The sequence below is a fragment of the Myxococcales bacterium genome (genome assembly GCA_012517325.1).
In the GTDB taxonomy this organism is placed as follows: domain Bacteria; phylum Lernaellota; class Lernaellaia; order Lernaellales; family Lernaellaceae; genus JAAYVF01.
In genome coordinates this window covers 1-26,057 of the sequence record JAAYVF010000100.1, presented here as the reverse complement: position 1 = coordinate 26,057, position 26,057 = coordinate 1, and the positions used below count along the sequence as shown (strand labels likewise).

Annotated in this window: 25 protein-coding genes and 2 tRNA genes; 18 read left to right on the top strand and 9 right to left on the bottom strand. The window is 61.4% G+C overall.

All coding sequences use genetic code 11. The features are described 5' to 3' along the window. Positions 1-22 precede the first annotated feature (22 nt). From hfq to GX444_17565, 16 genes are all read left to right on the top strand, one after another. Positions 23-271, top strand: a complete 249-nt coding sequence (hfq, locus tag GX444_17640; GenBank protein NLH50405.1) for an RNA chaperone Hfq — start codon at positions 23-25, stop codon at positions 269-271. Between the two features lie 16 nt (positions 272-287). Further along, positions 288-1,589, top strand: coding sequence for a GTPase HflX (gene hflX / locus GX444_17635; GenBank protein ID NLH50404.1), 1,302 nt, complete (start codon positions 288-290; stop codon positions 1,587-1,589). Then, positions 1,565-2,683: a hypothetical protein gene (locus tag GX444_17630; GenBank protein NLH50403.1), complete on the top strand. Its 1,119-nt coding sequence runs from the start codon at positions 1,565-1,567 to the stop codon at positions 2,681-2,683. Before hflX ends, GX444_17630 begins: the two co-directional genes overlap by 25 nt. Further along, positions 2,680-3,015: a hypothetical protein gene (locus GX444_17625; GenBank protein NLH50402.1), complete on the top strand. Its 336-nt coding sequence runs from the start codon at positions 2,680-2,682 to the stop codon at positions 3,013-3,015. Before GX444_17630 ends, GX444_17625 begins: the two co-directional genes overlap by 4 nt. Positions 3,016-3,033: 18 nt before the next feature. Next, positions 3,034-4,146 (top strand): AI-2E family transporter, encoded by a 1,113-nt coding sequence (locus tag GX444_17620; GenBank protein NLH50401.1) that lies wholly within the window; start codon positions 3,034-3,036, stop codon positions 4,144-4,146. Further along, positions 4,130-5,011: a phosphodiester glycosidase family protein gene (locus GX444_17615; GenBank protein ID NLH50400.1), complete on the top strand. Its 882-nt coding sequence runs from the start codon at positions 4,130-4,132 to the stop codon at positions 5,009-5,011. The genes GX444_17620 and GX444_17615 overlap by 17 nt, the downstream gene beginning before the upstream one ends. A 74-nt stretch (positions 5,012-5,085) precedes the next feature. Then, a tRNA-Val gene (locus GX444_17610) sits at positions 5,086-5,158 on the top strand. A gap of 275 nt (positions 5,159-5,433) precedes the next feature. Then, positions 5,434-5,979: a translation initiation factor IF-3 gene (locus tag GX444_17605; GenBank protein ID NLH50399.1), complete on the top strand. Its 546-nt coding sequence runs from the start codon at positions 5,434-5,436 to the stop codon at positions 5,977-5,979. Between the two features lie 101 nt (positions 5,980-6,080). Further along, positions 6,081-6,275 (top strand): 50S ribosomal protein L35, encoded by a 195-nt coding sequence (gene rpmI, locus GX444_17600; GenBank protein NLH50398.1) that lies wholly within the window; start codon positions 6,081-6,083, stop codon positions 6,273-6,275. A gap of 53 nt (positions 6,276-6,328) precedes the next feature. Then, positions 6,329-6,679, top strand: coding sequence for a 50S ribosomal protein L20 (gene rplT / locus GX444_17595; protein ID NLH50397.1), 351 nt, complete (start codon positions 6,329-6,331; stop codon positions 6,677-6,679). A gap of 11 nt (positions 6,680-6,690) precedes the next feature. Next, a complete protein-coding gene (gene pheS, locus GX444_17590) occupies positions 6,691-7,728 on the top strand; it encodes a phenylalanine--tRNA ligase subunit alpha (protein NLH50396.1) in 1,038 nt (345 codons plus the stop codon). Beyond that, positions 7,728-10,121 (top strand): phenylalanine--tRNA ligase subunit beta, encoded by a 2,394-nt coding sequence (locus GX444_17585; GenBank protein NLH50395.1) that lies wholly within the window; start codon positions 7,728-7,730, stop codon positions 10,119-10,121. Before pheS ends, GX444_17585 begins: the two co-directional genes overlap by 1 nt. A gap of 104 nt (positions 10,122-10,225) precedes the next feature. Then, positions 10,226-10,504 (top strand): integration host factor subunit alpha, encoded by a 279-nt coding sequence (locus GX444_17580; GenBank protein ID NLH50394.1) that lies wholly within the window; start codon positions 10,226-10,228, stop codon positions 10,502-10,504. 29 nt (positions 10,505-10,533) lie between these two features. Further along, entirely contained in the window at positions 10,534-10,920 is a 387-nt protein-coding gene (locus tag GX444_17575) for a MerR family transcriptional regulator (GenBank protein ID NLH50393.1), read from the top strand. 35 nt (positions 10,921-10,955) lie between these two features. Continuing rightward, positions 10,956-11,029: transfer RNA gene (locus GX444_17570), tRNA-Pro, on the top strand. 187 nt (positions 11,030-11,216) lie between these two features. After that, positions 11,217-11,531: a zf-TFIIB domain-containing protein gene (locus GX444_17565; protein NLH50392.1), complete on the top strand. Its 315-nt coding sequence runs from the start codon at positions 11,217-11,219 to the stop codon at positions 11,529-11,531. Positions 11,532-11,660: 129 nt separating this feature from the next. Here GX444_17565 and GX444_17560 read toward each other — a convergent pair whose 3' ends face one another. Further along, the gene (locus GX444_17560; GenBank protein NLH50391.1) at positions 11,661-12,491 is read right to left on the bottom strand and encodes a DUF1566 domain-containing protein; all 831 of its coding nucleotides are present in this window, start codon (positions 12,489-12,491) and stop codon (positions 11,661-11,663) included. Positions 12,492-12,646: 155 nt separating this feature from the next. On the opposite strand from GX444_17560, the gene GX444_17555 reads away from it, so the two are divergent. Next, complete coding sequence (locus GX444_17555; protein NLH50390.1) at positions 12,647-13,387, top strand: hypothetical protein; 741 nt, start codon at positions 12,647-12,649, stop codon at positions 13,385-13,387. A 193-nt stretch (positions 13,388-13,580) separates the two neighbouring features. Here GX444_17555 and GX444_17550 read toward each other — a convergent pair whose 3' ends face one another. Continuing rightward, positions 13,581-14,924 carry a hypothetical protein gene (locus GX444_17550; protein ID NLH50389.1) on the bottom strand — a complete coding sequence of 448 codons (1,344 nt, stop codon included), beginning with the start codon at positions 14,922-14,924 and terminating at the stop codon, positions 13,581-13,583. A gap of 249 nt (positions 14,925-15,173) precedes the next feature. On the opposite strand from GX444_17550, the gene GX444_17545 reads away from it, so the two are divergent. Further along, a complete protein-coding gene (locus GX444_17545) occupies positions 15,174-16,949 on the top strand; it encodes an alpha/beta hydrolase (GenBank protein NLH50388.1) in 1,776 nt (591 codons plus the stop codon). Positions 16,950-17,161: 212 nt separating this feature from the next. Here GX444_17545 and GX444_17540 read toward each other — a convergent pair whose 3' ends face one another. The 7 genes from GX444_17540 to GX444_17510 all read right to left on the bottom strand — a co-directional run bounded on the left by GX444_17540 (position 17,162) and on the right by GX444_17510 (position 25,843). Beyond that, positions 17,162-18,472 carry a hypothetical protein gene (locus GX444_17540; GenBank protein NLH50387.1) on the bottom strand — a complete coding sequence of 437 codons (1,311 nt, stop codon included), beginning with the start codon at positions 18,470-18,472 and terminating at the stop codon, positions 17,162-17,164. After that, entirely contained in the window at positions 18,469-19,827 is a 1,359-nt protein-coding gene (locus GX444_17535; GenBank protein NLH50386.1) for a hypothetical protein, read from the bottom strand. Before GX444_17535 ends, GX444_17540 begins: the two co-directional genes overlap by 4 nt. A 3-nt stretch (positions 19,828-19,830) precedes the next feature. Continuing rightward, on the bottom strand, positions 19,831-21,951 hold the full coding sequence (locus GX444_17530; GenBank protein ID NLH50385.1) for a DUF4091 domain-containing protein: 2,121 nt from the start codon (positions 21,949-21,951) through the stop codon (positions 19,831-19,833). Between the two features lie 179 nt (positions 21,952-22,130). Further along, positions 22,131-23,348 (bottom strand): ABC transporter permease, encoded by a 1,218-nt coding sequence (locus GX444_17525; protein ID NLH50384.1) that lies wholly within the window; start codon positions 23,346-23,348, stop codon positions 22,131-22,133. Next, entirely contained in the window at positions 23,345-24,031 is a 687-nt protein-coding gene (locus tag GX444_17520; protein NLH50383.1) for an ABC transporter ATP-binding protein, read from the bottom strand. Before GX444_17520 ends, GX444_17525 begins: the two co-directional genes overlap by 4 nt. Before the next feature lie 27 nt (positions 24,032-24,058). Next, the gene (locus GX444_17515) at positions 24,059-25,342 is read right to left on the bottom strand and encodes an efflux RND transporter periplasmic adaptor subunit (protein ID NLH50382.1); all 1,284 of its coding nucleotides are present in this window, start codon (positions 25,340-25,342) and stop codon (positions 24,059-24,061) included. Between the two features lie 51 nt (positions 25,343-25,393). Then, the gene (locus GX444_17510; protein NLH50381.1) at positions 25,394-25,843 is read right to left on the bottom strand and encodes a hypothetical protein; all 450 of its coding nucleotides are present in this window, start codon (positions 25,841-25,843) and stop codon (positions 25,394-25,396) included. Between the last annotated feature and the right edge of the window lie 214 nt (positions 25,844-26,057).

The following is a 26,057-nucleotide window of genomic DNA, read 5'->3' as shown; positions in this document are numbered from 1 at the left end:
TATTCCCGAATGAGGTGGCATGATGGGGGAGCATGATCTGAACAAGAAGGTGCGCATCAACGTGCAGGACCAGTTCATCAATTCGATGCGCAAGGAGCGGGTCCCGGTGACGATCGAGCTTTTGACCGGCAAGGTCATCGAGGGCATGCTCAAGAGCTTCGACAATTACTGCGTCGTCGTCGAGGCCGACCGCCTGCATCTGATCTACAAGCATGCCATTGCCAATATCCACATCGACAAGACGATCAAAGTCAGCTTCATGGCCGGCTGATCCGTCCCCGCCGAACATGCGGTCCCACGACTGGCGAGATCTGGCGATCCTGGTCGGTTGCCGGACGCGCGACGCCGATCGCGACCAGCTCGATGAATCCCTCGAGGAACTGAGCCGCCTGCTGGAAACCGCCGGCGGCGGCGAGGCGATGCGTCTGTTCTGCGAAGTCCGCCGTCCCACTCCCGCGACCTTCATCGGCGCCGGCACGGTCCTGCGCATCAAGGAACAGATCGCCGAACTGCCCGCGGAAGTGCGGTGCGTGATCTTCGACGTCGATCTGTCGCCGTCGCAGCAGCGCAACCTCGAAAAGGAATTCGAGGTCATGGTCATGGACCGCACCGGCCTGATCCTCGACATCTTCGCCAAGCGGGCGCGGACGAGCGAAGGCCGCCTGCAGGTCGAACTGGCCCAGTATGAGTACCTGCTGCCGCGCCTGCGCGGAATGTGGGCGCACCTCTCGCGGCAGGGCGCCGGCATCGGCACGCGCGGGCCGGGCGAAACGGACCTGGAAATCGACCGGCGGCGGATTCGCCAGCGGATCGGGGCGCTCAAGCGGCAGCTCGTCAAGGTGCGGGCGACCCGCGAATTGCAACGGACCGGCCGGCGCAAGCACGGCCTGCCGACCGTCGCCCTGGTCGGCTACACCAACGCCGGAAAATCCACGCTGCTCAACACGCTGACCGACGCCGGCGTGTTCGTCGAGGATCAACTCTTCGCCACGCTCGATCCGACGATCCGCGAATTGCGCCTGCCGGGCAATCTGCGGGCGCATCTGGCCGACACCGTCGGCTTCATCCAACGCCTGCCGCACCAACTGGTCGAAAGCTTCAAAGCGACCCTCGAGGAAGTGCTGGTCGCCGATCTCCTGGTGCACGTGGTGGATGCCAGCCATCCGCAGATGGAGCGCCAGACCCGGTCCGTGCTGGAGGTGCTCGAGGAAATCGGCGCCGGCGACCGGCCCCGGCTGACGGTTTTCAACAAACTGGATTTGATCGAGTCGGCCGGTTGGGTGGAACGCCTGGTGGCCAACAACCAGCCGGCGGTCGCGATCAGCGCGAAAACGGGCCTCCGGTTGGATGATCTGCTGCAGGCCCTGGCGACGATCCTGGGCCGGGAGCGGCAATTGTTGCGGTTGCGGATCCCCCTGGCCCGCCAGGATTTGTTGTATCATGTGCGCACCCAGAGCGAGGTGTTGGAGGAGATCTTCGAAGGCAACGACGCGCTCCTGCGCCTCCGCGCCGACCGGCGCCTCGCGGGGATGTTGCGCGACTTTGTGGAAGAGGAGGATGCCCCGTGTGGCGATCCGGCTGGCTCCTGATCCTGTTGGCGGTTCTGGCGGTCGCGGTGCGGGCCGAGGAACTCGGCCTGTTCACCGGCGAGGCGGACGTGTCGCTGAGCGCCCTCAATCTCGAGGCCGCCAAGGCCAAGGCGGTGACGGTCGCGCTCGCGGCCGCGGTCGAACAGGCGCTGGCGCAAGTCGCGCCGCCCGAGGAGCTCGCGCTGAAAAAAGAAGCGATCAAGGAACGCGTGCTGCGCAAGCCGCAACGCTACGTGACCAGCTACCAGGTGCTGGACCAACAGGTCCGCGCGGCCACGCTCCACTTGTCGCTCGAGGCGCGCATCCAGCTCGACAGCCTGCGCGAGACAGTACGCGCGATCGGGGTGGCGCCGCCGGCGGCCCGCCGCCAGACGGAAATACTGTTGTTGACCTATCGGGAGCGGCCGGGCGGATTTGCCGTCGCGCCGGAAATGGACGAACCGCTGCGCGAACGATTCGATCTGGCCAACCAACCGCTCGCCACCGCGGCGGAGGCCGAGGAATTGCTCGGCAACCAATCGTCGCAGACGGCGCTGCGCGAAAACCGGCTGGAAGACCTGGCCCGCGTCGCGACGGTGAAAAACATCCGCCTGCTCATTTTGCTGCAACTGAACGATGAAACGCCGGCGGAAACGCGCGACGAGCGCTGCGACCAGACGGCCAAGATCCGCGTCGTCGACGCGCCGGCCGAAAAAATCGCCGCGGCGTTCCAATACCGCTTTCCGGCGGAAGGCGCTTGCGACGGGCGCTACGACGGTGCCGCCAAGGAACTGTTCGGCGCGATGATGGAGACGCTGAGCAAGCAGGGCAAGCTGGCCGAAACCGGGCCGGGCGTGATTTACGTCGAACTGTTGAAAGTAGCCGATTTCGACAAGCTGCAGGAAGTGCAAGCGCTGTTGCGCAACCGGGCCTACGTGCAGAAGGCCGAACTCGATTCCTTCGAGCCGGGCCGGCGGGTGCGCTTCGCCGTCGTTTACGCCGGATCGGTCGAACAGTTCGCCGCCGACCTGGCCACCGTCAAGGCGACCAGCTTTGTCTTGAAACCTTCCGGCCAAAAGGGCAATCTGTTGCAATACCAACTGGAGCCGCGATGAGACGATTCTTCTGGTGTCTGATTCTCTTGGCCGCGTTGACCGCCTGCGCCACGCCGCTCGGAAAAATCAACGGCGACGCGCCGACCGTCAGCGTTCCGCTGAAAATCACTCCCGACGACGCCAAGGTCTTCCTGGACGGCGTTTACGTCGGCCGCGCCGCGGCGTTCACGGCGGAAAAGGGCGGCCTGCCGCTGACCGCCGGCGGCCATCGCCTGCGCCTGGAAGCGGATCGGTATCAGGCCGAATTGGTCGAACTGATCAGCCAGCCGAACATGGCGACCCTGGAAGTCCGCCTGTTGCCGCGACCGGAAGCGCCGCCGAAAAAGAAGTAACGACGAAAGGAGCGGGCGGTGAGCTTCCTGAAGGACATCTGGGCCAACAAGTGGATCAAGTTGCTCGTGCTGCTGGCCGGGCTTTGCCTGATGTTCTGGTTCATCGCGCGGATTCACCAAATCCTCACGGCGCTCGCGCTGGCGTGGCTGCTGGCTTACATTTGCGATCCGCTGGTCGACCGGCTGGAGCGCCGGCGCGTGCCGCGCACGGCGGGCGTGGCCGTTCTGGCGGTCTGCCTGATCCTCGGCGCCGTGCTCATCGATCTGATTCTCGTGCCGACCGTCTTGCATGAGCTGCAGCGCCTCTCGCAGGAACTGCCGAACTACGGCGATTGGCTGACCGGCACGCTGCTGCCGCAAATCGAGGCGACCCTGGGCATCGAACTGCCGCGCACCGACGCGGACATCCGCGGCTTCTTTTACGCGAACCGCGACACGGTCAATCAAATCGCCCAGGCGGTTTATTCGCCGGTCACCTCGGCGTTGAAGAACGCCTGGAGCGGCGTCCTGGGATTCATCACCGGCCTGCTGACCCTGCTGGTGATCCCGGTCGCCTGGTTTTACCTGCTGCGCGATATCGACCGCATCAACGCCGGCGCGGTGGAACTGATTCCGCTGCCCTGGCGCGAACCGTTCGCCGAGTTCATGCGCCAGGTCGACGTCATCGTCGCCAATTTCCTGCGCGGGCAGATCACCGTCGCGCTGATTCTCGGTTCGCTTTATTCCGTCGGCCTTTGGTTGATCCTGGATATCCCGTTAGGGCTGGTGATCGGGTTGTTCGCCGGCCTGGCTTCCATCGTTCCCTACCTCGGATTGGTATTGGGGATCGTCCCCGCGCTGTTGATGGCCCTCCTGCAATACCAAGACTGGCAGCATCCGCTGGGTGTCGTGGCCGTGTTCCTGGTCGCCCAGGCCCTGGAAGGCAACCTGATCACGCCCAAGATCGTCGGCGACAAATTGGGCTTGCACCCGGTGACGGTGATTTTCGCGCTGCTGATCTGGGCCGAACTGGCCGGTTTGCTCGGCATGCTGATCGCCGTGCCGGCCACCGCGGTCTTGCAGGTATTGGCGGTACGACTGGTGCATCGCTACAAGTCGGGAGGGTTCTATCGCGGTGCCGCCCCAAAATAAACGCCGTCGCTGGTTGCTCATCCCCGTGGCCGCCGTCCTGATCGTCGCGCCGCTGGTCTGGGTGTTTTTCAACCCGGAGTGGGTCGAGACCCAGGTGACCAAGTACGTGGCCGAGCGCCGGCAGGAAACCCACGAGTTGCGCCTCAAGGATCCGGGCGCCTGGCGGACGCTGGCCGATGGCCTGGAACTGCGCTGGCTGGATTTCGGGCGGCAGGGGCGCTGGTTGGCCGGTTTCCATCTGGTCGCCCTGCGGATCGATCCGCTCCTCTGGGATCTGCGCATGCTCCAGGTGCCGCCGGAGGAATTGCCGGCGGTCGACATGGAGATACTCGCCGAGCAGAACCGCGCGGTGGCCCTGATCAACGCGAGCTTTTTCGATCCGGAAATGAAGGTCATGGGTTTGCTGATCATCGACGGCCAGACGGTTTCCCCGTTGCGGCCGGAGGGCAGCATCCACCACGGTGTCTTTTTTCTACGCGACCGCCGGGCCTATCTGATGCACCGTACCAGCGTCGATCTGACCGGGGTCAGTCAGGCGTTTCAGGCCGGCCCCTGGCTGGTCACCGACGGCGAGGCGCAATCGCATTTCCGCAACGCCCAGGTCGTTTCCCGCCGCACCGCGATCAGCGTCGATCGCCGGGGCCGCGTGATCCTCTCCGCGACCGACGATCTGCTCGGCGGCCTGTCGCTGCCGGAATTAGCGAAGGTGCTGGCCGACCCCGAGCCGCGCGGCCTGGGCGTCTGGCGGGCGATCAATTGCGACGGCGGGACGAGCACGCAAATGGTCCTCAACTATCCCGACGCGTCCTTTGCGATCCGCTCGACGGTCAACGTGCCGATCTATCTGGGCGTTTTTTCGAAATAATCCGCGAACCGCGGAACCGATATTTTTACCCTTGACAGATTTGGTGATTCGAGATTAAAACTTGTCCCTCGTTCAGGCACGTAGCTCAGGGGCTAGAGCACTACCCTGACACGGTAGGGGTCGTGGGTTCAATTCCCTCCGTGCCTAACAGAAAAGGCCTGAAAAATCGGCCACTGTGGACAAGGGTTCGCCAAAGCAGGCGGGGCCAAGAGCCCAAGACGGCTAACCAGCCGCACCCCGTTCCCGGAAACGACAACTATCGTTTTGCTTTGCCTACCGGGATTGGGGCGCTTGGCTTTTGCCAAAGCGCTCTTTTACATTTAAAATACGTTTTCATTACCGCAGCCTGTGGTCTGCGATTCGATTAACAAACGGTTGTCCCCGGGGCCGCCCGGCGACACCGCAAAGAAAGGAGTGCCGCCATAGCGAAGAACGTTCGTGCGCAACCGAAGAAAGAGGAACCGGCCCACCGCATCAACGAGCGGATTTTCTGCCGCGAGGTTCTGGTGATCGATGAAACCGGAACCACGCTGGGCGTGATGGATCCGCGCCGGGGCACCGAAATCGCCCTGGAACGAGGCTTTGATCTGGTGGAAGTCGCCCCCAACGGAACGCCGCCGGTCTGCAAAATCATGGATTACGGCCGCTTCAAGTATCAAACCGAGAAAAAAGCGCAGGAATCCAAAAAACACCAGGTGGTGGTTCAGGTCAAAGAGATCAAAATGCGGCCCAAGACCGGCGAACATGATTTTCAGTTCAAACTGAAACATATTCGCGATTTCTTGGAAAAGGGCATGAAGGTCAAGGCGACCATCATGTTCCGCGGCCGCGAGGTGGTCCATTCCGAATTGGGAGCGAAAATCCTGGATCGCATCATCCAGGATATTGCCGATGTGGGAAAGCTTGAACGCGAGCCCCGGATGGAAGGCCGCAACATGTTCATCTTCCTCATCCCAACGAAGAAGTAAGTCGGAGCATCAGTAAAGCCCAAGCCCGGAACCTGGCCGGCGGCGAACGTCGCCGCGGCGAGGTGGGGGTGGGCTCTCCGTTTTGAAAGGAGAGGGATCCTATGCCGAAGGCAAAAACCAAGCGTGGCGCCGCGAAGCGGATGAAAGTGACCGGTTCGGGGCGCATTGTGCGGTCGCGCGCCATGAAGAGCCACATCCTCACGAAAAAAACGACCAAGCGGAAGCGCAAGCTGCGTCGGAGCCAGGAAGTCGATCAGACCAACCGGGCCAACGTTCGCAAGCTGCTGTTGGTCTGAGCCGCGGTTCGTCGCGGCCGTTACCTTGAAAATGAGTCGAAAGGAGAATCATCATGCCACGCGCCAAAGGTGGATTTAAAAGTCGTCGTCGTCGTAAGCGCTTACTGGCCCGCGCCCGGGGCTTTTATCAGGGCCGCAGCAAGATCTTCCGCACCGCGCACGAAACCGTGCGTCGGGCGATGGTCTATCAGTACCGCGACCGCCGCAACAAGAAGCGGGAGTTCCGCAAGCTGTGGATCATCCGCATCAACGCGGCGGCGCATGCGCACGGCTTGAGCTATTCGCGCCTGATGTTCGGCATCAAGAAGGCCGGCATCGTCATCGACCGGAAAGTGCTTTCGGACCTGGCGATTCACGATCCGGCCGCCTTCGGCATCATCGTGGAGAAGGCGAAGAACGCCTGAACGGGATGACCATGCAGGAACGCATCGAACAAATCCGACAAGCGGCGTCGGCGGCGATCGCCGGCGCGGTCGATCTCCCGGCGCTCGATGCGGTGCGGGTGGCCGTCCTCGGTAAAAAGGGCAGTTTGACCGAACTGCTGCGCGGCATGAAAGACGTGTCGCCCGAGGAGCGGCCCCGCATCGGCCAACTGGTGAACGAGTGCAAGGCGGCCCTCGAAACCGCGTTGGACGAGGGCAAGCAGCGCATTCAGGCTCGCGAACGGGAAGCCGCGTTGCAGACCGAGCGGGTCGACATCTCGCTGCCGGGTCGCCGGCCGCCGCACGGCAGCCTGCATCCGCTCAGCGAAACGCTGGATGAGATCGTCCGGGTCTTCGAGCGCATGGGGTTCGTGTGGGAAGACGGTCCGGAGGTCGAGTTGGGCAAATACAACTTCGACCTGCTGAACTTCCCGCCCGATCACCCGGCGCGCGACATGCAGGATACGTTGTTCATCGGCGGCGACGTGCTGCTGCGCACGCACACCAGCCCCGTGCAGGTGCGGGTGATGCAGCGCCACCAGCCGCCGGTCCGCATGTTGGCTCCGGGCTGGGTGTATCGCTCCGACGCGATCGACGCCAGCCACTACCCGATGTTTTCGCAGGTCGAGGGCTTGCTGGTCGACCGCCAGGTGACCTTCGGCGACCTGAAGGGCATCCTCAACAACTTCGTCCGCGAATTCTTCGGCGCCGACACGAAAACGCGATTTCGCGCCAGCTTCTTCCCGTTCACCGAGCCGTCGGCCGAACTGGACATCTCCTGCTTCGTCTGCGGCGGCGACGGGCGGCAGGGCGGCGGTGTCTGCCCCGTTTGCAAAGGCACCGGCTGGAAGGAAATCCTCGGCTCCGGCATGGTCGACCCGGCGGTCTTCGCCGGGGCCGGCTACGATCCGGAAACCGTCACCGGCTTCGCTTTCGGCATGGGCATCGAACGGCTGGCGATGTTCCGCTACAACGTTGATGACATTCGCCTCTTCTTCGAGGGCGATTTGCGCTTTTTGAGGCAGTTCTGATGCGTGTCACCTATCGCTGGTTGCAGGATTACGTGGCCTTCGACCTCACGCCGCCGGAGTTGGCGCACCGGCTGACCATGGCCGGCTTCGAGGTCGAGGACTTGCGCCCCGTCGGCGGCGGCTATACCGGCGTCGTCACGGCGCTGATCGAAAAAGTCGATCGCCACCCCGAGGCCGACAAGTTGACCGTCTGCGCCGTCTTCGACGGCGTCGAGCGCTTTCAAGTGATCTGCGGCGCGCCCAACGTCGTCGCCGGCAAGGTCGGCGTCCTGGCGCGGATCGGCGCCCAATTACCCGAAGGCAAGCTGAAAAAAAGCAAGATCCGCGGCGTCGAAAGCTTCGGCATGCTCTGCAGCCGCCGCGAACTGGGCTTGTCGGAAGACCACAGCGGCATCTGGCTGCTGCCGCCCGAAACGCCCCTCGGCCGCGAGCCCTTGGAAGCGGCCGGCCTGGACGACTGGTCCTTCGAGATCGCCGTCACGCCCAACCGGCCCGACGCCCTGTCGGTCATCGGCCTGGCCCGCGAAGTGGCCGCGCTGACCGGCGGCCGGCTGAAAATGCCGGCGTTGGCACTGGAACCGGTCGGCGGGGAAATCGACCGGGCGATGACCGTCGAGATCGTCGACCCCGACAAGTGCCCGCGGTACTGCGGCATGCTCGTCAAAGGCGTGCGGATCGCGCCGTCGCCCCTCTGGATGGTCCACCGGCTGGAAGCGGCCGGCGTACGGGCGATCAACAACATCGTCGACATCACTAACTTCGTCCTGCTCGAATACGGCCAGCCGCTGCACGCTTTCGACTACGATTTCCTCGCCGGGCGAAAAATCGTCGTCCGCCGCGCGCGCGACGGCGAAACCATCGTCACGCTCGACGATCAGCCGCGCCGCTTGACGGCCGACGACCTCTTGATCTGCGACGGCGAAAAACCCGTCGCGCTCGCCGGCATCATGGGCGGGCAGAACAGTCTGGTCACCGACCGGACGGTCGACGTCTTCATCGAAGCCGCCTATTTTCAGCCATCGGGCATCCGCCGCACCAGCAAGCGCCTCGGCCTAATGTCCGAATCCAGCCACCGTTTCGAACGCGGCACGGCCATCGATTACGCGGTGTTGGGGGCCCATCGCGCCGCCCGCCTGATGGCCGAACTCGCCAGCGGCACCGTGGAGTCCGGCTACATCGACAACTACCCGGCGTTGCGCGCGCCGCAAAAAGTGGCCATGCGCGTCGGTCGGGTCAACGATCTGATCGGCGTGCGACTTTCGGCCGACCGGATGAGCGACCTGCTTTCGTCCATCGAATTGAAAGTCGTCGTCAAAACGGACGAACGCCTGGAAGTCGAGGTGCCGTCGTTCCGCGTCGATCTCGAACGCGAGGTCGATCTGGCCGAGGAAATCGCCCGGCTGTACGGCATCGACAACATCCCGCCGACGATCCACCTGGGCGCGGATTTCGAAAACAAGCCCTGGCGCCTGCGACCCGTCCTGCGCGTTCTCCGCCAGGAACTGGTGGGCATGGGGCTAACCGAACTCAACACCCTGCCGTTCCTTGATCCCGCTTCGCTGGCCGCGGTCGGCGCGCCGGAAGGCATCCGGCTGCTCAATCCGCTCAGTGAAGAGCTGGCGATCATGCGGACCACCCTGCTACCGAGCCTGCTCAAGGTGCTGGCCTACAACCAGGCCCGCAACGTCCTCGATGTGCAGGTGTTCGAGGCGCGGCGCGTTTATCTGCCCAAGAGTACCGATAAAAACGAATTGCCCGACGAGCCCTATCGCCTGGGCTTGCTGCTTTCCGGGCGGCGGGACGAACTGTCCTGGGCCTACGGCAAGGAAAACGTCGACTTTTTCGACCTGAAGGGTCTTGTTGAGCGGCTGCTCATTTTGCTGCGGATTCCCGGCTCCACCTGGCGGCGGCCAAGCGCTTCGGGCCCATACCTGCCGGGCGTCAGCGCGGAATTGTTGATCGGCGAGAAGCCGGCGGGCATCTTCGGCAAATTGCGCTCCGAAGTCCTCGAAAAGTTCGAAATCCGCGACGAGGCCTTCGCCGGCGAATTGTATCTGGACGTACTCAGCGAGTCGACCGGCGAGAGTTTGGTCTTGCGCCCGGTCAGTAAATATCCGCCGATGCTGCGCGATCTGGCGGTTCTGGCCGACGCCGAGGCGCCGGTGGACGAGATGGTTCGCGCGATCGCCGAGATCAATCCGGCGCGCATTTCCGAAGTGAAGGTTTTCGACGTCTACACCGGCAAGGGAATTCCGGAAGGGAAGAAAAGCGTCGCGTTCTCGATGCGTTACCAGGATGTTTCGAAGAGCCTTTCAGACAAAGACGCCGACGGTTTGACGAGGCGAATCCTGATGATGCTTCAGGAGCGTTGGGGGGCAACCCTCAGAGAATAGTTGAAGCAAAGCCGGTTAAGCGTTGATATCAAAGATAAAAGGTCTTGCATTCTCTTTTTCGATCTGGTAAATATCTTGACTATACTAGAGGGGGGAATGTGCCGATGACGAAAGCCGATTTGGTAAATTCTATTTACGAGCGGGTGGGCTTTTCCAAAAAGGAATCGGCCCGGATCGTCGAATTAGTGTTCGATCTCATCAAAGAAACGCTGGAAAATGGCGAGAAAATTAAAATTTCCGGCTTCGGCAACTTCGTGGTTCGCGAAAAACGGTCGCGCGTGGGCCGCAATCCGCAGACCGGCGACGAGATCGAAATCACGGCGCGCCGCGTCCTGACTTTCAAGCCGAGTCAGGTGCTGCGGAACGCACTGAAAAACGTTTAATTAATTTCGCATAGGGGATTGGTCGGGCGATGGCGGTTTTTAACGCCAGCCAGATTCCCAACAAGCTGTACTTCAAGATCGGTGAAGTCAGTGAGATCACGGGAGTCAAACCGTACGTGCTCCGTTACTGGGAAACGGAGTTCAATATCGTCAAGCCGTCCAAGACGCGGACCAATCAACGGCTCTATCGGCGCAAGGAAGTCGAACTGATCCTGGAAATCAAGCGGCTGCTCTACGAAGAAAAATTCACCATCGCCGGCGCGAAGAAAGTGCTGATGGAACGCAGCCGCAAACGGGTCGATCAAGGCCATCAACAGCTCACCATGAGCTTCAATCGTGAGGAGTTTACGGAAATCCTGAAAAAGATTAAGAAGGAGATCCTGGAAATCAAACGCACGGTTGAATCCGGTTTGTAATCCGGCCCATTTTCTGATAAAGAGGCGAACGATCGCGGGGCGTAGCGCAGTCTGGTAGCGCACCTGAATGGGGTTCAGGGGGCCGCTGGTTCAAATCCAGTCGCCCCGATCGGCACGAAGGGCCTGCTGGCGGGAGCCAGCGGGCTCTTTTCTTTTTTGCCGAGTCGGCCTTCCCGTCATCCCGCCGCCGCGACGCGGCCGCGCGGCCGGTCGACCACCGTTTTTGCCGTTGCCGGAACGAGCGCTTAGCCTTACATTGAAAGCCATCAACATTAATTTTCGTCCGGAGGGAGAGGATGAGCGTAACCAAGAAGATGGCGAAAAAGGCCGAGGATCAATATTTTGCCAAAATCGAATTTGAACGCCGTAAGGCCAAGCTCGAGGAAGAGCACAAGGCGATGAAAGCCGCCGAGAAAAAGAAACTGAAGGAAGCGCACTGGATGCATTGCCCGAAATGCGGGATGGAATTGGTCGAACTCGATTTCGAGGGAATCAAGATCGACAAATGCTCCGAGTGCCTGGGCATTTACCTGGACGACGGCGAACTCAATACCCTGCTCTCGAAAAAAGAAGGGGTGTTGTCGCGGTTCGCCAAACTCTTTACTTCCTGATCGAGACCGCCGCGTTTTTGCGGGGCGCCTGGCCGGAGCGATCCGGCCGGGAAGCTTTGCCTTGACCCGCCAAGCACGATCAAGGGTGTCGATTTAACGCCGGCGCTATCGTCGTCGCGCCCGATTTGCTCACTCGCCGCCGCGCACGCAACGCACGCCGTCTTCTGCGTATGGCTCGGGATCGTAGGTGATCCAGCCCTCGTTGAAATCGGCGATGTAGCGGAAAGGTTCTTCGTCGCCGAGATCGACGGCGGTGGCGGACCAGACGATCGGGGCGTAGTCGCCGTCGTCGTTCAGATACGGGTTCAGTTCCTTCGGCAGGTAGGTGCCCCAGGAAAGGCCCTGTCCGGAAAGGCAGGCGGTGCAGGCGTCGTTCAGACAGGCATCGGACTCGGTGCAGGCGGTCGTGGCCAGGCAAGCGCTGCCGGGCTCGGTGGCCGGGCAGCCGCGGATCAGGGTGCGCAACTCGTCGACGTTCGGCAGACGCCAGTCATCCTTGTCGTCGAGCGAAAGGCCTTGGCAATACGGCGCGGCGTCGGCCCACGGCAGTTCCGCGGTGATGGTCACCTGCCATTCCAGGCCGGTCGCGGGGTCTTTCCAGGCGAGGGCGGGCCAGGATTCCGGGTAGTCGCTGTAATCCCAGCAATCGGCCGCGCAATTTTCGTATTGATTGCATTCGCCCTGCGCGCAATCCTGCAGGCACTCGAGATAGGCGTCGGGATACTCGCCGTTCATCGCGCGGCAGCGCGTCTCGCCCTCAGACTGATTCAGCGGATTGCCCATCGCGTCGGTGTTGTCGAAGTTGCAGGAATACAGATACGCCACGTAATCGGCGCAATATTCTTTTAAAAGGTCGCCGCTGTCGTCGTCGTCATCGTCGCCGCAGGAAAACAACGAAAACAGCGTGACGGCGAACAGCGTCGCGCCGCACAGAAGAATCGCCAGGAGAAACCGAAACATCCTTCACCCTCCTCGATTACGCCCCCAGCAAAATCTGGATATCTTTGAAAGAAAAGAAAGTCAAGAAAAATTGACCGCCACCGCGAATCCTCGGTTCTTGCATGTTGTGCTTCGTTTCGCTACGCTACCAATCATTCCAAATGGGGAGAATGGTAATGCCGTCATCGAAGTTTTCTCGAAACTCGCTGGTCATCGGACATCTCGAAAACCTGTCGCGGGAGATGTTGGCGGACAGCAATTATCGGAAAATCCTCAACGGCTATGTCCAAGGCCAATGCGGCATCTATGCGCTCTATATGGATGAGCGGTTGAAATATGTTGGCCTGGCGGCCAATTTACCCGGCCGTCTGGCCGCGCATCTGCGGGATCGCCACAGCGATTCCTGGAACCGCTTCAGTGTTTATATCACCCATGATGACGAACACATGAAGGAACTGGAGTCGTTGATTCTCCGGATTTGGCAACCGAAAGAAAACAGGACCAGTGGAAAACTGCAAGGTTCCGAAAACCTGGAACGGAAGATCAAGAACGATCTAACCCGCTATTATCAAGAACTGCACCGCGACCTTTTCGGCTCCAAGCGAAAAAAAGCCAAGGCGGGCGCCGCTCCGGCGCCGAAGCCAAAAGAAAAACTTTCGCGCGAGTCGAAACTGGCCGGCTATTTCACGCGTCCCACCCGTATTCGCTTGAAATATAAGGATACGATCTACGAAGCCATGGTCCATAAGGATGGCACAATCCAATACGGCGCGGCGATTTTCACTTCTCCTTCCATTGCCGGTGCGAGAATAATTGGTAGACGTTCATTAAACGGCTGGAAAGCTTGGGAATTTAAAAACAAAGACGGCCAATGGGTTTTACTGGATACGCTTCGGAAAAAAAGCAAGCGCACGTAACAAAATAGCGGCATTTATCGCGGCTGCTAAGCCGCTCCTACAGTAGGAAGAGGATCGCGCATTATTAAAAACCATGGCCATCGATTCAAAGAATCGATGGCCGTGGCGCCCATCCGAAATGGGGAAAAAAGTGAATTGAGAATGTAGGTCGAATGGGGGCATTCGGTAGGCTACATTCTCAATTCGACATTCCTCAGCACCGCTCGCTGGAATTGGACATCCCACCGAACAGCCAGTTGAGCAGATCCTGAATGAGCTTGCCGGGGTTGGCGCCGGCGGTTTCGATGGGTTGAGCGGGGGTGGGCAGGTCGCCGGAATGCGGCGCCGTCAGGGCCGCGTGATGGTCGACCGTCGTGGGCGTGGCGACGGCGGACAGCAGGGTGAAGCCGACCACCAGCCCGAGAAAGAGAACTGCCAGTAAACCAAACTTCTTCATCAGATTTCTCCATTTGTCGCGAAGGGAGGGTTGTTCGCGTTCCTCGCGGATCGGTTCGAGTTCGGGGTCTTGTCGCAAATACTCGCCCAGTTCGGCGGCGCGCTCGGGCGCCTTGTCGAAGCGCTCCAGCCAGAGGCCGATTTGCTCGCGGGCGAGGGCGGCCGCGGCGTCGTCGTTCTCGTCCTTGGCCTTCTTCAGTTGCAGCGCGGCCAGTTCGAGCCCGGCGCAAACCAGCGGTTCGAGGTCCATCCAGCGCGGGGCGGGTTTCTCGGCCGTGCAAACGGCCCACTGGGTCGCGGCGATTTCCAGGCCGGCGGCGTACTCGCCCTTCCGCTTAAAGATCCACAGTTCCTTCTGCAGCAGCAGGTTGCGCACGCGCAGGGGGATGTCGGGATCGGTGTGCAGCTCGAAGCGCTGGCGCCAGCGGGCGGCGAATTCCTCGATCAGGTCGTAACGGCCGATCTGGATGGCGGCGGCCGAGGCGAGGGCGTAGGCGCGGGCGAGGGCCTCGCGGGCCGGCTTGGAGTTTTCGCCGGTTTTCAGGTCGATGATCAACAGGCACATGTCGATGACGACCTGAAAGGCGTTTTTGATCTGCTCGAGGGTGTAGGGGATGTGCACGGCCCCTTTGCCCTTCAGTTGTTCCTGTTTCTTCTTCGCCTCCAGCCACTCGTTTTGCATGTCGAGCGCCTGGTAGAACCAGCGGTCGTTGATCATTTCGATCTGGCGGATGGCCGGCTGATCGGAAAGCATCGGCCGCGAAAGGCTCTTGACCGTGTTGCCCGCTTCCAGGCTTTGAAAGCGCAGGTCGATCGTGGTTTGAATGTGGCTGAGCACCGTTTGGTCGGAACCGAGGATGTGCCCGATGAACCGCGCGGACAGGGTGTCGGGGTTCTGGCAGGCGAGGTGGATCTCGTCGAGCAGGGCCTCGTCGCGCTCCTGCCGCCGCTCGGGCTGGTTGAACAGGATCTGCGCGGCTTTTTGCGAGCGGCCGTACATGATGGCAATGTACTTGGGCACGGACATGCCGAGCACCTGTTTGATCTCCCGCTTGATCGCCTCGTCACGATTCTGCCGCGCCTGCCGCGATTTGTGCGCCATGGGGTCGATTCTCCACCAAAAAGTCGGGATCAACTCTACCATGACGCCTCGTTTCGTGAAAACGAAAAAAACCATTCGCCGACAACTATACCCAATACTAAACCAAAATACCAGTTAAAAAACTTTTCAAACTGGTAAAAAACAATTGACATCCGCCAAACGCCCTGCTTATACTGCCGTCGAAGTCGGCCGGACTTCGAGGCCCCGCTGGAAGAATCGTCACGGGCAAGCAGGTAAAAGGAGGATTCCATGCATCTGCCGCGTTGTTGGTTCTGGTTTTTGCTGCTGGCGGGCTGCGGCGCTTTGTGTCTCGGCGGTTGCGATGATTCGTCGGACGATGACGATAACGACAACCAAGGCGATGACGATGCCGACGACGACGAAGCGGACGACGATGACGGTTTTCCGTTCGACGAGATCACGGTGAACTGGGAAACCTGCTCTTTATATGAAGGATACGGCGACAATCGAGCCGAGTGCGCGCGGGTCGAGATGCCGTTCGACTGGTTCGATCCCGGCGAACGCAAATTCACGGTCGCGGTCAAGCGGTTGCTTTCCTCCCATCAGCCCGCCGAAGCGCAATTGTGGCTCCTGCACGGCGGTCCCGGAGCCTCGGGCACCATCGGATTTCCTTCCTTTATGGAACAGATGCAGGCGTTCTATCCGGAACTGGATGTCTACACGCTCGACCCGCGCGGCACCGGTTACAGCGAATACCTGGGTTGTCCCGAATGGGAAGATCCCGACAGCTTCATGGGCGAATACATCGGCGACCCGGAAATGAACCTGTGCATCGCCTACCTGCAAGACCACTACGGCGACGATCTGGCGACCTTCAACGCCACCAATTCGGCGATCGACCTGGCCGCCCTCATCGACCACACGAAGGAAACCGGCAAGCACGTGGTCATCTGGGGCGGCTCGGGAGGGACGTTCTGGGGCCAGCGCTATCTGCAGTTCTTCCCGGATCAGGCGGACGGCATGGTGTTCGAAGGCAACGTGCCGCCGGTCTTCAGCATGGTTTTTCAGGATGAGTACGCCGACAAAGCGACGAAGGGAATCTTGCAGTTGTGCGCCGACGATGCGTTCTGCGCCGCCAAGCTGCCCGACCCGGAAGCCACCTTGCGCGACGTCTTCCGCCGCCAGGACGAGGAAAACCTCTGCTCCGAGACGGGCTTCACCTCCGAAATCACCAAGTACCTCATCGATCAGATGGTTTATTACTGGCCGCTCCACGACATGGTGCCGGCGCTGGTCTACCGGCTGAACCGCTGCGACGACGGCGACAAAGAAGCGCTGGTCAATCTGTATTACGCGGTCTTCGGCGGCGGCAAAGGGGCGGCGGGCGCCGACGGCACCGACGACTACACCCCCGATCAGCTTTATTTTTCGGACGTGTTGTTCTTCCACGAGACGTTTTCGGAATTGTGGGAATACCCGACCTTTCCGACGAACGACGATCTGGTCGCCTACCTGGACGGCGTCTACGAAAACACCCTGATGGGTTACGGCAAGGGGTACGACCGCAACGACATCTACCTCAAATGGCCGCGCTACCACGATTCGTACGACGACACCTGGCCGCAGACCGACGTGCCGATGCTGATCATGCAGGGCAAGCTCGACCCGGCGACGCCTTACGATTTCGCGGTGGCCTTGCGCGACCATTACCAGGCGCCGCACCAGACCTTCGTGGAATTCGAATACGCCGCGCACAACGTCTCGGGCGGCACGCCGCTGTCGACGGCCGAGGACGCCGAGCACTGCGGCGACCGGCTGTTCGTCGATTTCCTGCGCGACCCCGAGGCGGCGTTGGATCAGTCCTGCGTCGCGCAGGCGTTGCCGCCCGATTTCGAGGGCGCGACGTGGGCGCCGTATTACTTCGGCACGCCCGACTATTGGGAAAACCCCACGGGGAAGGGTGCGGCGTCGCCGCGGCTGGAATTGCCGCCGCGGCTGCGGCTGCTGCGGCAACAGATGCGACACGAATTTTGGGCCCGGTATTCGCTACGGGTTTTGCATTGAAATGTCTAGCGGGAATTCAAGGCCGACCGGCCGGGCCCAAAAGCTCTTTTTGTGAGACCGGCTTCCTCGACCTCCCACTGGCTCGGTGAATGGTCTCTTTTCTCCCTGCGCGGCAAGCCGTTGCAAAACGGCTTGCCGTTCTCTTTGGCGTCGCGGATCGATAAAAAAAGCCCGGCCGCGCGGCCGGGCCGGGGGAATTTTCGCGTCGCGGCCTATTCCAGCACTTCCAACACGCGCGCTTGCAGCGAGTCGTAGTTGACCTCGATGCGGCCGTTCTCATCCTGAACGAACACCTCGCCGGTCGTGTAATCGACGATGCACAAGCCCGTTCCCAGCGCCGACAGGTCCAGGCCTACCTTCATCGGGCGCTCGTTGGTGGAGACGGTCAGGATCCACGAGGCCGTGTCTTCCTGTTTGACCGCGTAATCGAACATGGTCGGGAAGTCGGCTTCGGGCGCCAGATCGAGCGTGACGTCCTTGGTCAGGATCACGCCGGCCAGTTCGTTGATCTCGCCGACCGTCTCGAGGAAGTCGGCCCAGATTTCCGGTTGGGCGCGGATGGCGTAATCGGCGGAATAATTCCAGGGCAGCAGGCCGCGCGCGCCCAGCACGATGTACTGCCACGCCATGTTGCGCAGCTCCCGCTCGTTGGGCCGGTATTCGTCGTAGTCGATGCCGTTGTAGGCATCCCAACTGAAGCCCTGCAGGACGCCGATGACCGGCTTTTCGCCGTTGGCTGCGTCCAGCGCCTCGAGCAGCGACGCCTTGACGTAGCTGAGCGGCATCCAGTCGGACGGGTAGGGGTCGATGCCGAACACCGAGCAATCGTCCATGTACATGCTGAAGTCGTTGAAGGGCGTGTCGACCAGCAGGTCGAGGTGATCGGGGTCGTTGGTCGTGAGCACTTCGTGGGCGCGGGCGGTCTCGGTCTTGTCGGTGCCGTCCATACCGGGCTCGTCGAAGGTGTACCAGCCGAACAGGCTGCCGTAGACATCGCGGGCGGCGAGTTCGGCGGCGAGCTCTTCCTCGGGCCGGGTCAGCACCTGGTCCATCGGCCGCCAGACGCGCAGAATGATGAACACGCCGGCTTGCTGGGCGTTGTCCAGAATGTCGAGCTGGGCTTGCAATTCGTCGCCTTCGCAGCAGCCGTCGCCCGCCAGCGCGACGTTGAAGCCTTCTTCCTTGTAAGCCTGCAACCCCGCCAAATCCTCGGGGGCCCAATAGAAGCCGATCGGGAAGAGGCGCTGGCCGTCGACCTGGAAAAACAGGTCCTCGTCCACCGTCACCACCGAGGGATCCGCGATGTCGGGTTCCGGCAACGCGGGCGGCGCGACGGGTTCGCACACCTTGCCGCCCCCGTTGTTGTCGGCGCCGGCAGAGGCGCCGTGGTCGAGGGCGACCGGATCGCCGGCCTGGCTCGCGGCGGCGGGGTGGTCGGCGACGGTTTCATCGTTCGAGGCGGCGCAGGAGATAAGCCCGGCGCCGAGCGCGGCGATCAGCAGAAAAAGCAACCGGCGTTTCATGGTAGCACCTCCGTTTCGTCGGGCGCGGTGAGATCGTAGAGCAGTTGCGCGACGGTTTGGACGACGCCGCGCAGGCCGTCGTCCGGCGGCGAATAGAAGAAGCGGCCGATCGGCAGGGAGATATCCGGCAGCGCGATGCCCGGCACGAACACGTCGAAGAATTCGAGAATGAAGTTGACGTCGCTCAGCATGAACCAATCGGGTTTGGCGGGATGCACGTCCTCGGGGCCGGTGTCGAGAAACGCCTCGCCCAGGTCGTTCATCAGGTAGAAAAGATCCTCGAAGAAAACGTTGCCTTCCGGCCACAGATCGCCGAAATAGGGCACCTTGAACGGTTCGCCCTCGTCCCATTGGTCGTTGCCGTTTTCATCGACGTACCCGGCGATGTCGTCTTCCTGCGGGTCGGTTTCCTCGCGCATGCTGTAGAAGGCCGTCACTACGCCGATCAAGCCGCGGCCGGCCTGCAACGCCGAGGTTTCCAGATTCGCCGCGCCGTCGTCCAGGAAGGTCAAAAAGTCGGGGTAGTTCGGATCGTCGAGAATCTCCAGCAACAGGCCGGCATAAAAGTGGATGAGTTCCTCGGTCGTCGGGCTGGCCGGCGGTTCGGCGTTGAAAAGGATCGTCAGGTCGAAGCGCAGATCGTAGGTGATCAGGAAGTACCACAAGCCTTCCAGAATCTGCGCGAAGGCCTTGACGTTGTCGAAATCGGCCAGATCCCACTCGCCGGCCATTTCGAGCACGGCGTGGCCGTCCACCAGCAGCATCGGCAGCGGATCGATGAAGAACCGCGCTTTCGGATGATTTGCGCGCAGATCGTCGGCCAGGGCGATCATCTCGCCGGTGACCGGCAGCATCTGTTCGCGGATCAGTTCCTGAAAGATGGAAGCGATGCTTTTCGGGTCGGCTTTGTCGGCCGCCACCGGGAAATTGATGATGTAGTCGATCAGCCGGTAAATGAATTGCAGATACCATTGGGTGTCGGAAATCAGCAGCCCCATTTTGGCGTCGGGTTCGTCGGGGCACAAATCCAGGGCCTCGTGGTAGGCGCCGTAGGCCGCTTCGTTGTCGCCGGCGCTCAGGAGCGCGTTGCCCTCGTCGATCAACGGATCGTAGCTCGCGTAGTCGCAAACCACATCGTCGTCGTTATCGTCGTTATCGTCGTCATCGTCATCGTCGTCGTCATCGTCCGGCGAGGCGTCGTCGTTGTCGTCGTCGGCGGGCGAGGCGTCGTCGTCATCGCCGGGTTGGTTGTCGTCGTTGTCGTCATCGTCGCCGCAATCGCAACCGGGCAGCAGGCACAGGGCGAGCAGCGAGCCGAGCAGGCACAGCAGAAACCAGGATTTATTGTGGTTCATGGCTTACCTCCACCCGCCGCAGCCGGCAGCCGCGTCGTCATCGGCGGAGTTCTCCGGGAGCGGATCGGCCGAAACGCCGTTGCGGTCGGTCGAACCGTTATCGTCGTCGTCGCCCTTGGCGTCGTCGTCGTTGTCGTCGTCGCTTTCCTCGTCGGCCAGCGGCACGGCGGTGACCACGTCGCTGGTCGCCGACCGGTTGCCGTTGGTGTCGAACGCCTTGGCCCAGACGCGGTATTCGCGGCCGGGCAGCAGGCCGTTGACGACGGCGCCGGTCGCCGTGGCATCCAGGGTGCCGCCGAAGAAGGAATCGTTCTCATGCAGGCCGTACCAGATTTCGAAGCCGGCCAGGTCGGCCGCGGCGGGCTTGGTCCAGGTGACGGCGATCGCCTCGACCTGTGCCGTGGCTTGCAGGTCGGAGGGCGGATTCGGGGCATCCTCATCGAGCACGCCGAGGATTTTTTCCGCGACCTTACGCCGCCAATCCAGCAGCACGCTCCAATCCTTCTCCCAGTGGTAGGTTTTCGGCGCCGCGGTGCGGGCGACCGCGGACATCCACTCGGCATCGCCGCGCTGATCGAGGAGATGGAAGTACTCGTAATCTTCCATGGCCTCGCGCAGGTATTTCATGCGCAGACTGGCGACCGGGATATCGGTTTCGCCGCCAATGTGGTCGATCGTTCCCGGGTAGATGATCGTGCCGTCGCCTTGAACGAAGAATTGCGCGGCCCACATCGAAACCCAGGGATCGATCTCGGGTAGCAACCAATTGGTGTGCCAGAAGAGGATCCCGGTGAAGCCGTAGCGGCGGGTCAGCCAGGTCCAGATGCGCATGTGGGTGGATTCGTAATCGACGAAGTGCGTGGCGTAATCCATGCCCATCGAAGCGCTGACGCAGTTGTACCACCACGTGGTGTCGCCGGCGGCGCGCCGTTCGTCGTAGGCCTCGGGATAGGGCGGCCACGGCAGGGAATCGGAAAAGAGCGGCTCGTCCGGCGTCCAGATGTCCACGTGATCGGTGAGCACGTCGTTGATCTGCTCGGTCACCATTGCGCGCAAGTCGGGATCGGCGTTGTGCAGCCTGTCGGCCAAGTCGGCCAGTTCCGGATATTCGCTGGGGTCCGGCTCGTCGGGCAGGTACAGGAAGAGAATGTCGGTCCAGCCATGATCGCGGAAATGATCGGCCCAACCGGCCCACCATTCGCGTTCCCAGTCTTCCTCGGCCACGTCACCGGGCCGGCCGCCGGGAGGATAGGGCAGGCGAAGGGAAGTGAATTGGAACCCGGGCCGATAGAACGTGCCGTCCCACAGCGGGCCGAATTTGGCGTCGAACGCGGACCAGTCCCAATCGAAGGTGGACGTATCGTAATTCCAGACGTAACCCGGATTGGAAAAGGAATCGCTGATCGAAATGCGATGGCGGGCGAATTCCTGCATGTAGCGCAACCACAGCGTGTCGAAATCCGTCACGCCGCCGTGCGCCTGGTGAAATTCGTAGGCGGCGTTTTCGCCGAATTGATAGATGCTGGCCAGCGACAGGCCCGTCGGGATGGCGAAATCCCACACCGTCAAGGTGACGGTGCCGGTCCAGTCGGCATGGCCGTCGGCGGTCACGGTGACCGTCGCGGTGTAGTCGCCGGGCGTCTGATCGGCCGGGATGAAAACGTCGACGAACACCGCCTGCGCGAAATCCGCCTCGAGGTCGAACGGCGCGCCGTCGCGGGTTTCGCCGACGAAGTGATCGACGAACGGCACCAGGCCGTCGGGCCACATGCCGACGTTGGACGGGTCGGGCGGATTCTGGCTGATGGTGTCGATCGTCACCGGCACGTAGGCGACGCGGTAGGGCTCGATCTGGGTGATCGCCGCGCCGGGTCCAGTGAATTCGTCGACCACCACATCGATGTTCGTCACCGCCGCATCGTTGCGGATGAGTACCTGAAAAGGTTCCCATTCGTTTTGCGCGGCGTAAATGTGGTAAGTCGTCAGGGCGTCAAAGTCGAATTCCGGCCGGTGTTTGTTCGTGCCGTGCGTCAGGCCGACTTTGTAGCTCGCCGCCGCCGGAACCGCGAGGGCGATCGCCAGGAATCCAATCACGAGGCCGAGGAAAACAGTCACTGGTCGCATCGAGGTACCTCCGTCGAAATGTCGGCTTCCAGCCGGGACAGGCGGCCATACTACGCGACGATGGCCAGGGGGTCAAATCAGATGATAACGTGTTGGAATGACACGGCATAACAATTTGGTTGTGTGGAATGTTTCTGATTATTATTAATACGGTGCAAAAGGGGGCCGGACCGGGCGATTTACTCGTAACGCAAGGCTTCGATCGGATCTTTTTTGGCCGCGGCTCGCGCCGGGAACAACCCGAAGAAAATGCCGACGCCGCTCGAAAAAACCAGCCCGACCACCACGCTCCAGGTCTTCACCACCGCCGGCAACGGAGTGAAGGCCGCGATCGCCCGGGCGGCCAGCGAACCGAACAAAACCCCGATGGCGCCGCCGGCCGTGGCGATCACCATCGCCTCGAAGAGAAACTGGAACAGGATCCAGCGCCGGCGGGCGCCGAGCGCCTTGCGGATGCCGATCTCGCGCGTCCGTTCCGTCACCGACACCAGCATGATGTTCATGATGCCGATGCCGCCGACCAGCAGCGAAATGCCGGCCACCGCGAACATCGCTGCGTACAGTCCGCCGGTCAGCTTGTTGTACAGGTCGCGCAAGACGTCCACTTCGTTGATCGCGAAATTGTCGGGCTCGGTCAGGGGTAGTTTGCGCACGCGGCGCATGATGCCGGTCAATTCGTCCTTGGCCTGCGAAAGCGGCACCCGGTCGTCGATTTTGATGGCGATCGACAGACCGTGATGGTCCTCGCTGATGACCTTGGTGTAGGTCGAATAGGGCAAAAGAACGAACTGGTCGAGATTTTGATCGAAAAAATCGCCGCGCTTGGACATGACGCCGAGGACTTCGAACGAAGTGCCGCCGACGCGGATGTGTTGGCCGATCGGATCGCGCAGACCGAAGAGCTTTTCCGCCACGTCGTAGCCGAGCAGGCAGACGTAGCGGCCCGCCTTGGCGTCCAGATCGGTGAAATTGCGGCCGAGGTAGGGATAGACGGCGCGAATGGTCGTGTATTGTTCGTTGCCGCCCATGACCTGCACGCCTTCCAGCTTGTGGTTGCTCCACTTGACGGTCTCGCGCGAGCCGCGGATCGGGCTGCTGGCGACGATCGAATGGGCTTCGGCGAGGATGGCGTTGTATTCCTTCATCGTGACGTCGGGGAAATTGCGGAATTTGCGCCAGTCGTTGTTGGCCCAGGGATACTTCTGCACGTACAGTACGCCCTTGCCCAGGTTGGCGAGCTGGTCGCTGAAGGATTCGTTGAGCCCCTCGACGATCGAGACGATGGCGATGATCGTGGTGATGCCGATGACGATGCCCAGGGTGGTCAGCAGCGAGCGCAGGGTATTGGCCCGCAGGGCCTGAAACGACATGCGGATGATGGCGGTAAAACGTTTCATAGCGGCTGGGGATTGACTACGTCGTGTTCGATCAGCCCGTCGCGCAGCCGGATGATGCGGTGCGCGTAGCGGCTGATGTCGTCCTCGTGGGTGACCAGCACGATGGTGTTGCCCTGGGTATGGAGATCCTTGAGCAAAGCCATGATTTCGTAGCTGGTGCGGGTGTCGAGGTTGCCGGTCGGTTCGTCGGCCAGGATGAGCTGCGGGCGCGTCACCAGGGCGCGGGCGATGGCGACCCGTTGGCGTTCGCCGCCGGAAAGCTCGTTGGGTTTGTGGGTAGCCCGATCGGCCAGGCCGACGCTGTGGAGCGCTTCGCGCGCCCGTGCGTGGCGTTCGTGCGCGGGAAGGCCGCTGTAGATCAACGGCAATTCCACGTTCGCCAGCGCCGTGACGCGGGGCAGCAGGTTGAAGGTCTGGAAGATGAAGCCGATCTTCTGGTTGCGGATGTCGGCCAGTTCATCGTCGGTGAGGGTCTCGACTTTTTCGCCGTCGAGCCAGTACGACCCTTCGGTCGGCGTGTCCAGGCAGCCAATGAGATTCATCAGCGTCGATTTGCCGGAGCCGGAAGGGCCCATGATCGCCAGATACTCGCCCTTTTCGATCGTGAGATCCACGCCACGCAGCGCCTGCACTTCCAGCGCGCCGAGTTGGTAAATCTTGCGCAATTTATCGCAATGGATCAGTGGCACGGGCCGCCTCGCTTCCGGCGCTTATTTCTTTTCGGGTTCGCCTTTGCCGACTTCCACCAGATCGCCGGGCTTCAATTCGCGGTTGAGCGTCTTGAAGGGGCCGCTGACGACTTCCAGGTTTTCGGTCAGCCCTTCGCCGGAAATTTCGTAGTGCGTATCGGAGCTGATGCCGGTTTCGACCCACACCGGCTTGACGCGGTGGTCGACGATGGCGAACAGCACTTCCTTCATTTTGGTGATGTCGCCCAGCACCGCGCCGGCGTCCTCGCCCGGTTTCCCTTTGGCGGGCTCCGCTTTTTTATCCAAGGTCGCCGGGTCGCGCATCGTCAGGCATTGGATCGGCACCTGAAAAACGTCTTGTTTGGTTTCGGTGATGATATCGGCCGTCGCACTCATCCCTGGCCGGATTTTGGAGATGTCGCCTTCCAGCAGCACCTTCACCGCAAAGGTCACCGTCGTGTCCTGCTGGGTCTGCGCCGCCAGTTCGTTCACCGTCGCGGCGCCGGCGATTTCGATGACCTTGCTGTCGAATTTCTCACCGGGCAGAGCGTCCACTTCCACCTTGGCCGCGTTGCTCAGCCGCACGTTGACGATGTCCGCCTCATCCACTTCCACCTCGGCGACCATCTGGCCCGGATCGGCGATCACCATGATCACGTCGCGGGTCAGGGTGCTGCCGATGGCGATCTCGCCTTCTTCCTTCTGCAGGCGGGTGACGACGCCTTCCATCGGCGAACGGATGGTGGTCTTGCCGAGTTCGTCGGCGCTGAGGTTGAGGCCGGCCTCGGCCTGGCGAATGGCGTCGCGAGTGGCGTCCCGGCTGGCGCGCGCCACGTCAAGCTGTGTCTTGGCGTTGTCGAACGCTTCCTTGGTGGTCAGTTTCTTGGCCAGCAACTCCTCCTGGCGCTGAAAAGTCTTTTCGGCCATTTCCAGTTGCGCTTCCGACAGCCGCAGTTGGGCTTTGGAAGCCTTGAGCGCCGCCGAGGACTGCTCGTTGGTGGCCAGATAACGCCGGTTGTCCAGTTCGACGAGAATCTGTCCCTTGGCCACCGCGTCGCCCTCGCGAACGTGAATCTTCTGGATTTCACCGGAAATATTGGCGCTGATCTCCACCTTGATCGCCGGATTGACGTGGCCCGAGGCGGAAACGACCTGCGACAATTCGCCCTTGGTCACCTTGTCGCTTTGCACTTTAACGGCTTTTTCGCCGCTCGAGACGTAGATCACGACGCCGATGATCGCCGCGATCGCCAACGCCACGATCAGCCAAATGATCTTGCGTTTGCGGGTATTGTTCTTCTTCATTTCGCGTCGGTTTCCTTCTGTCGTTTACCGATCGGTCGCGGTGCGATTGAGTTATTGGCCGGCTTCCGGCGCAGCGGGATTGGCGTCGTCAAAGACGATCTGTTTCAGGTCGCGCAGGCGAATCATCAACTGGCCGACGTCGGCGTCGCCGTAGCAGCGCGTCAGGTTCTTGAAACGAAATTCGCGCGGTTCGCCGTCGCGAAAGCGGACGGTCCCGTCCACGTAACCGGAAGTCGCCGGCGAGAAATCGACTTGTTTGATTTTAGCGAACGTGAGGGTCAGGCGCATTTCGCCGAGGTATCCCTTGATCGAGGTTTTACCTTCGCAATGCACGTGCGTGACCGCCAGTTTGTTCTGCGAACGGTCGGTGACGGTCGCGGTGAAATTTTCCTGGGGGCGGCGAGGGGTTTTCTCGCTTCCCGCGCCCATATCGCCCATACCCAAAAGGAAAAAGCTCAGCGCCAGCAGCGCGAGAAAATACCCGGTTGTGCGCTTCGGCATGCGATCGGCCTTCCGCGATTGTTTGCCCATAGGTAATGCCGCCCGGCGGAAGCTGTCAACCGGGTCGTTTTCTTCTGTTTATACTTAGGCAATATGTCCCCTTAACTGTGCAGCAAAAATGTCCCCTTGGTTACGTAGAGTTCGGAGCCGAGGCCTGATAGACCCACGTCCAGTTGGTTGTTCCCTTTCGATTTTCCGTTTTGCATCGGGCTTT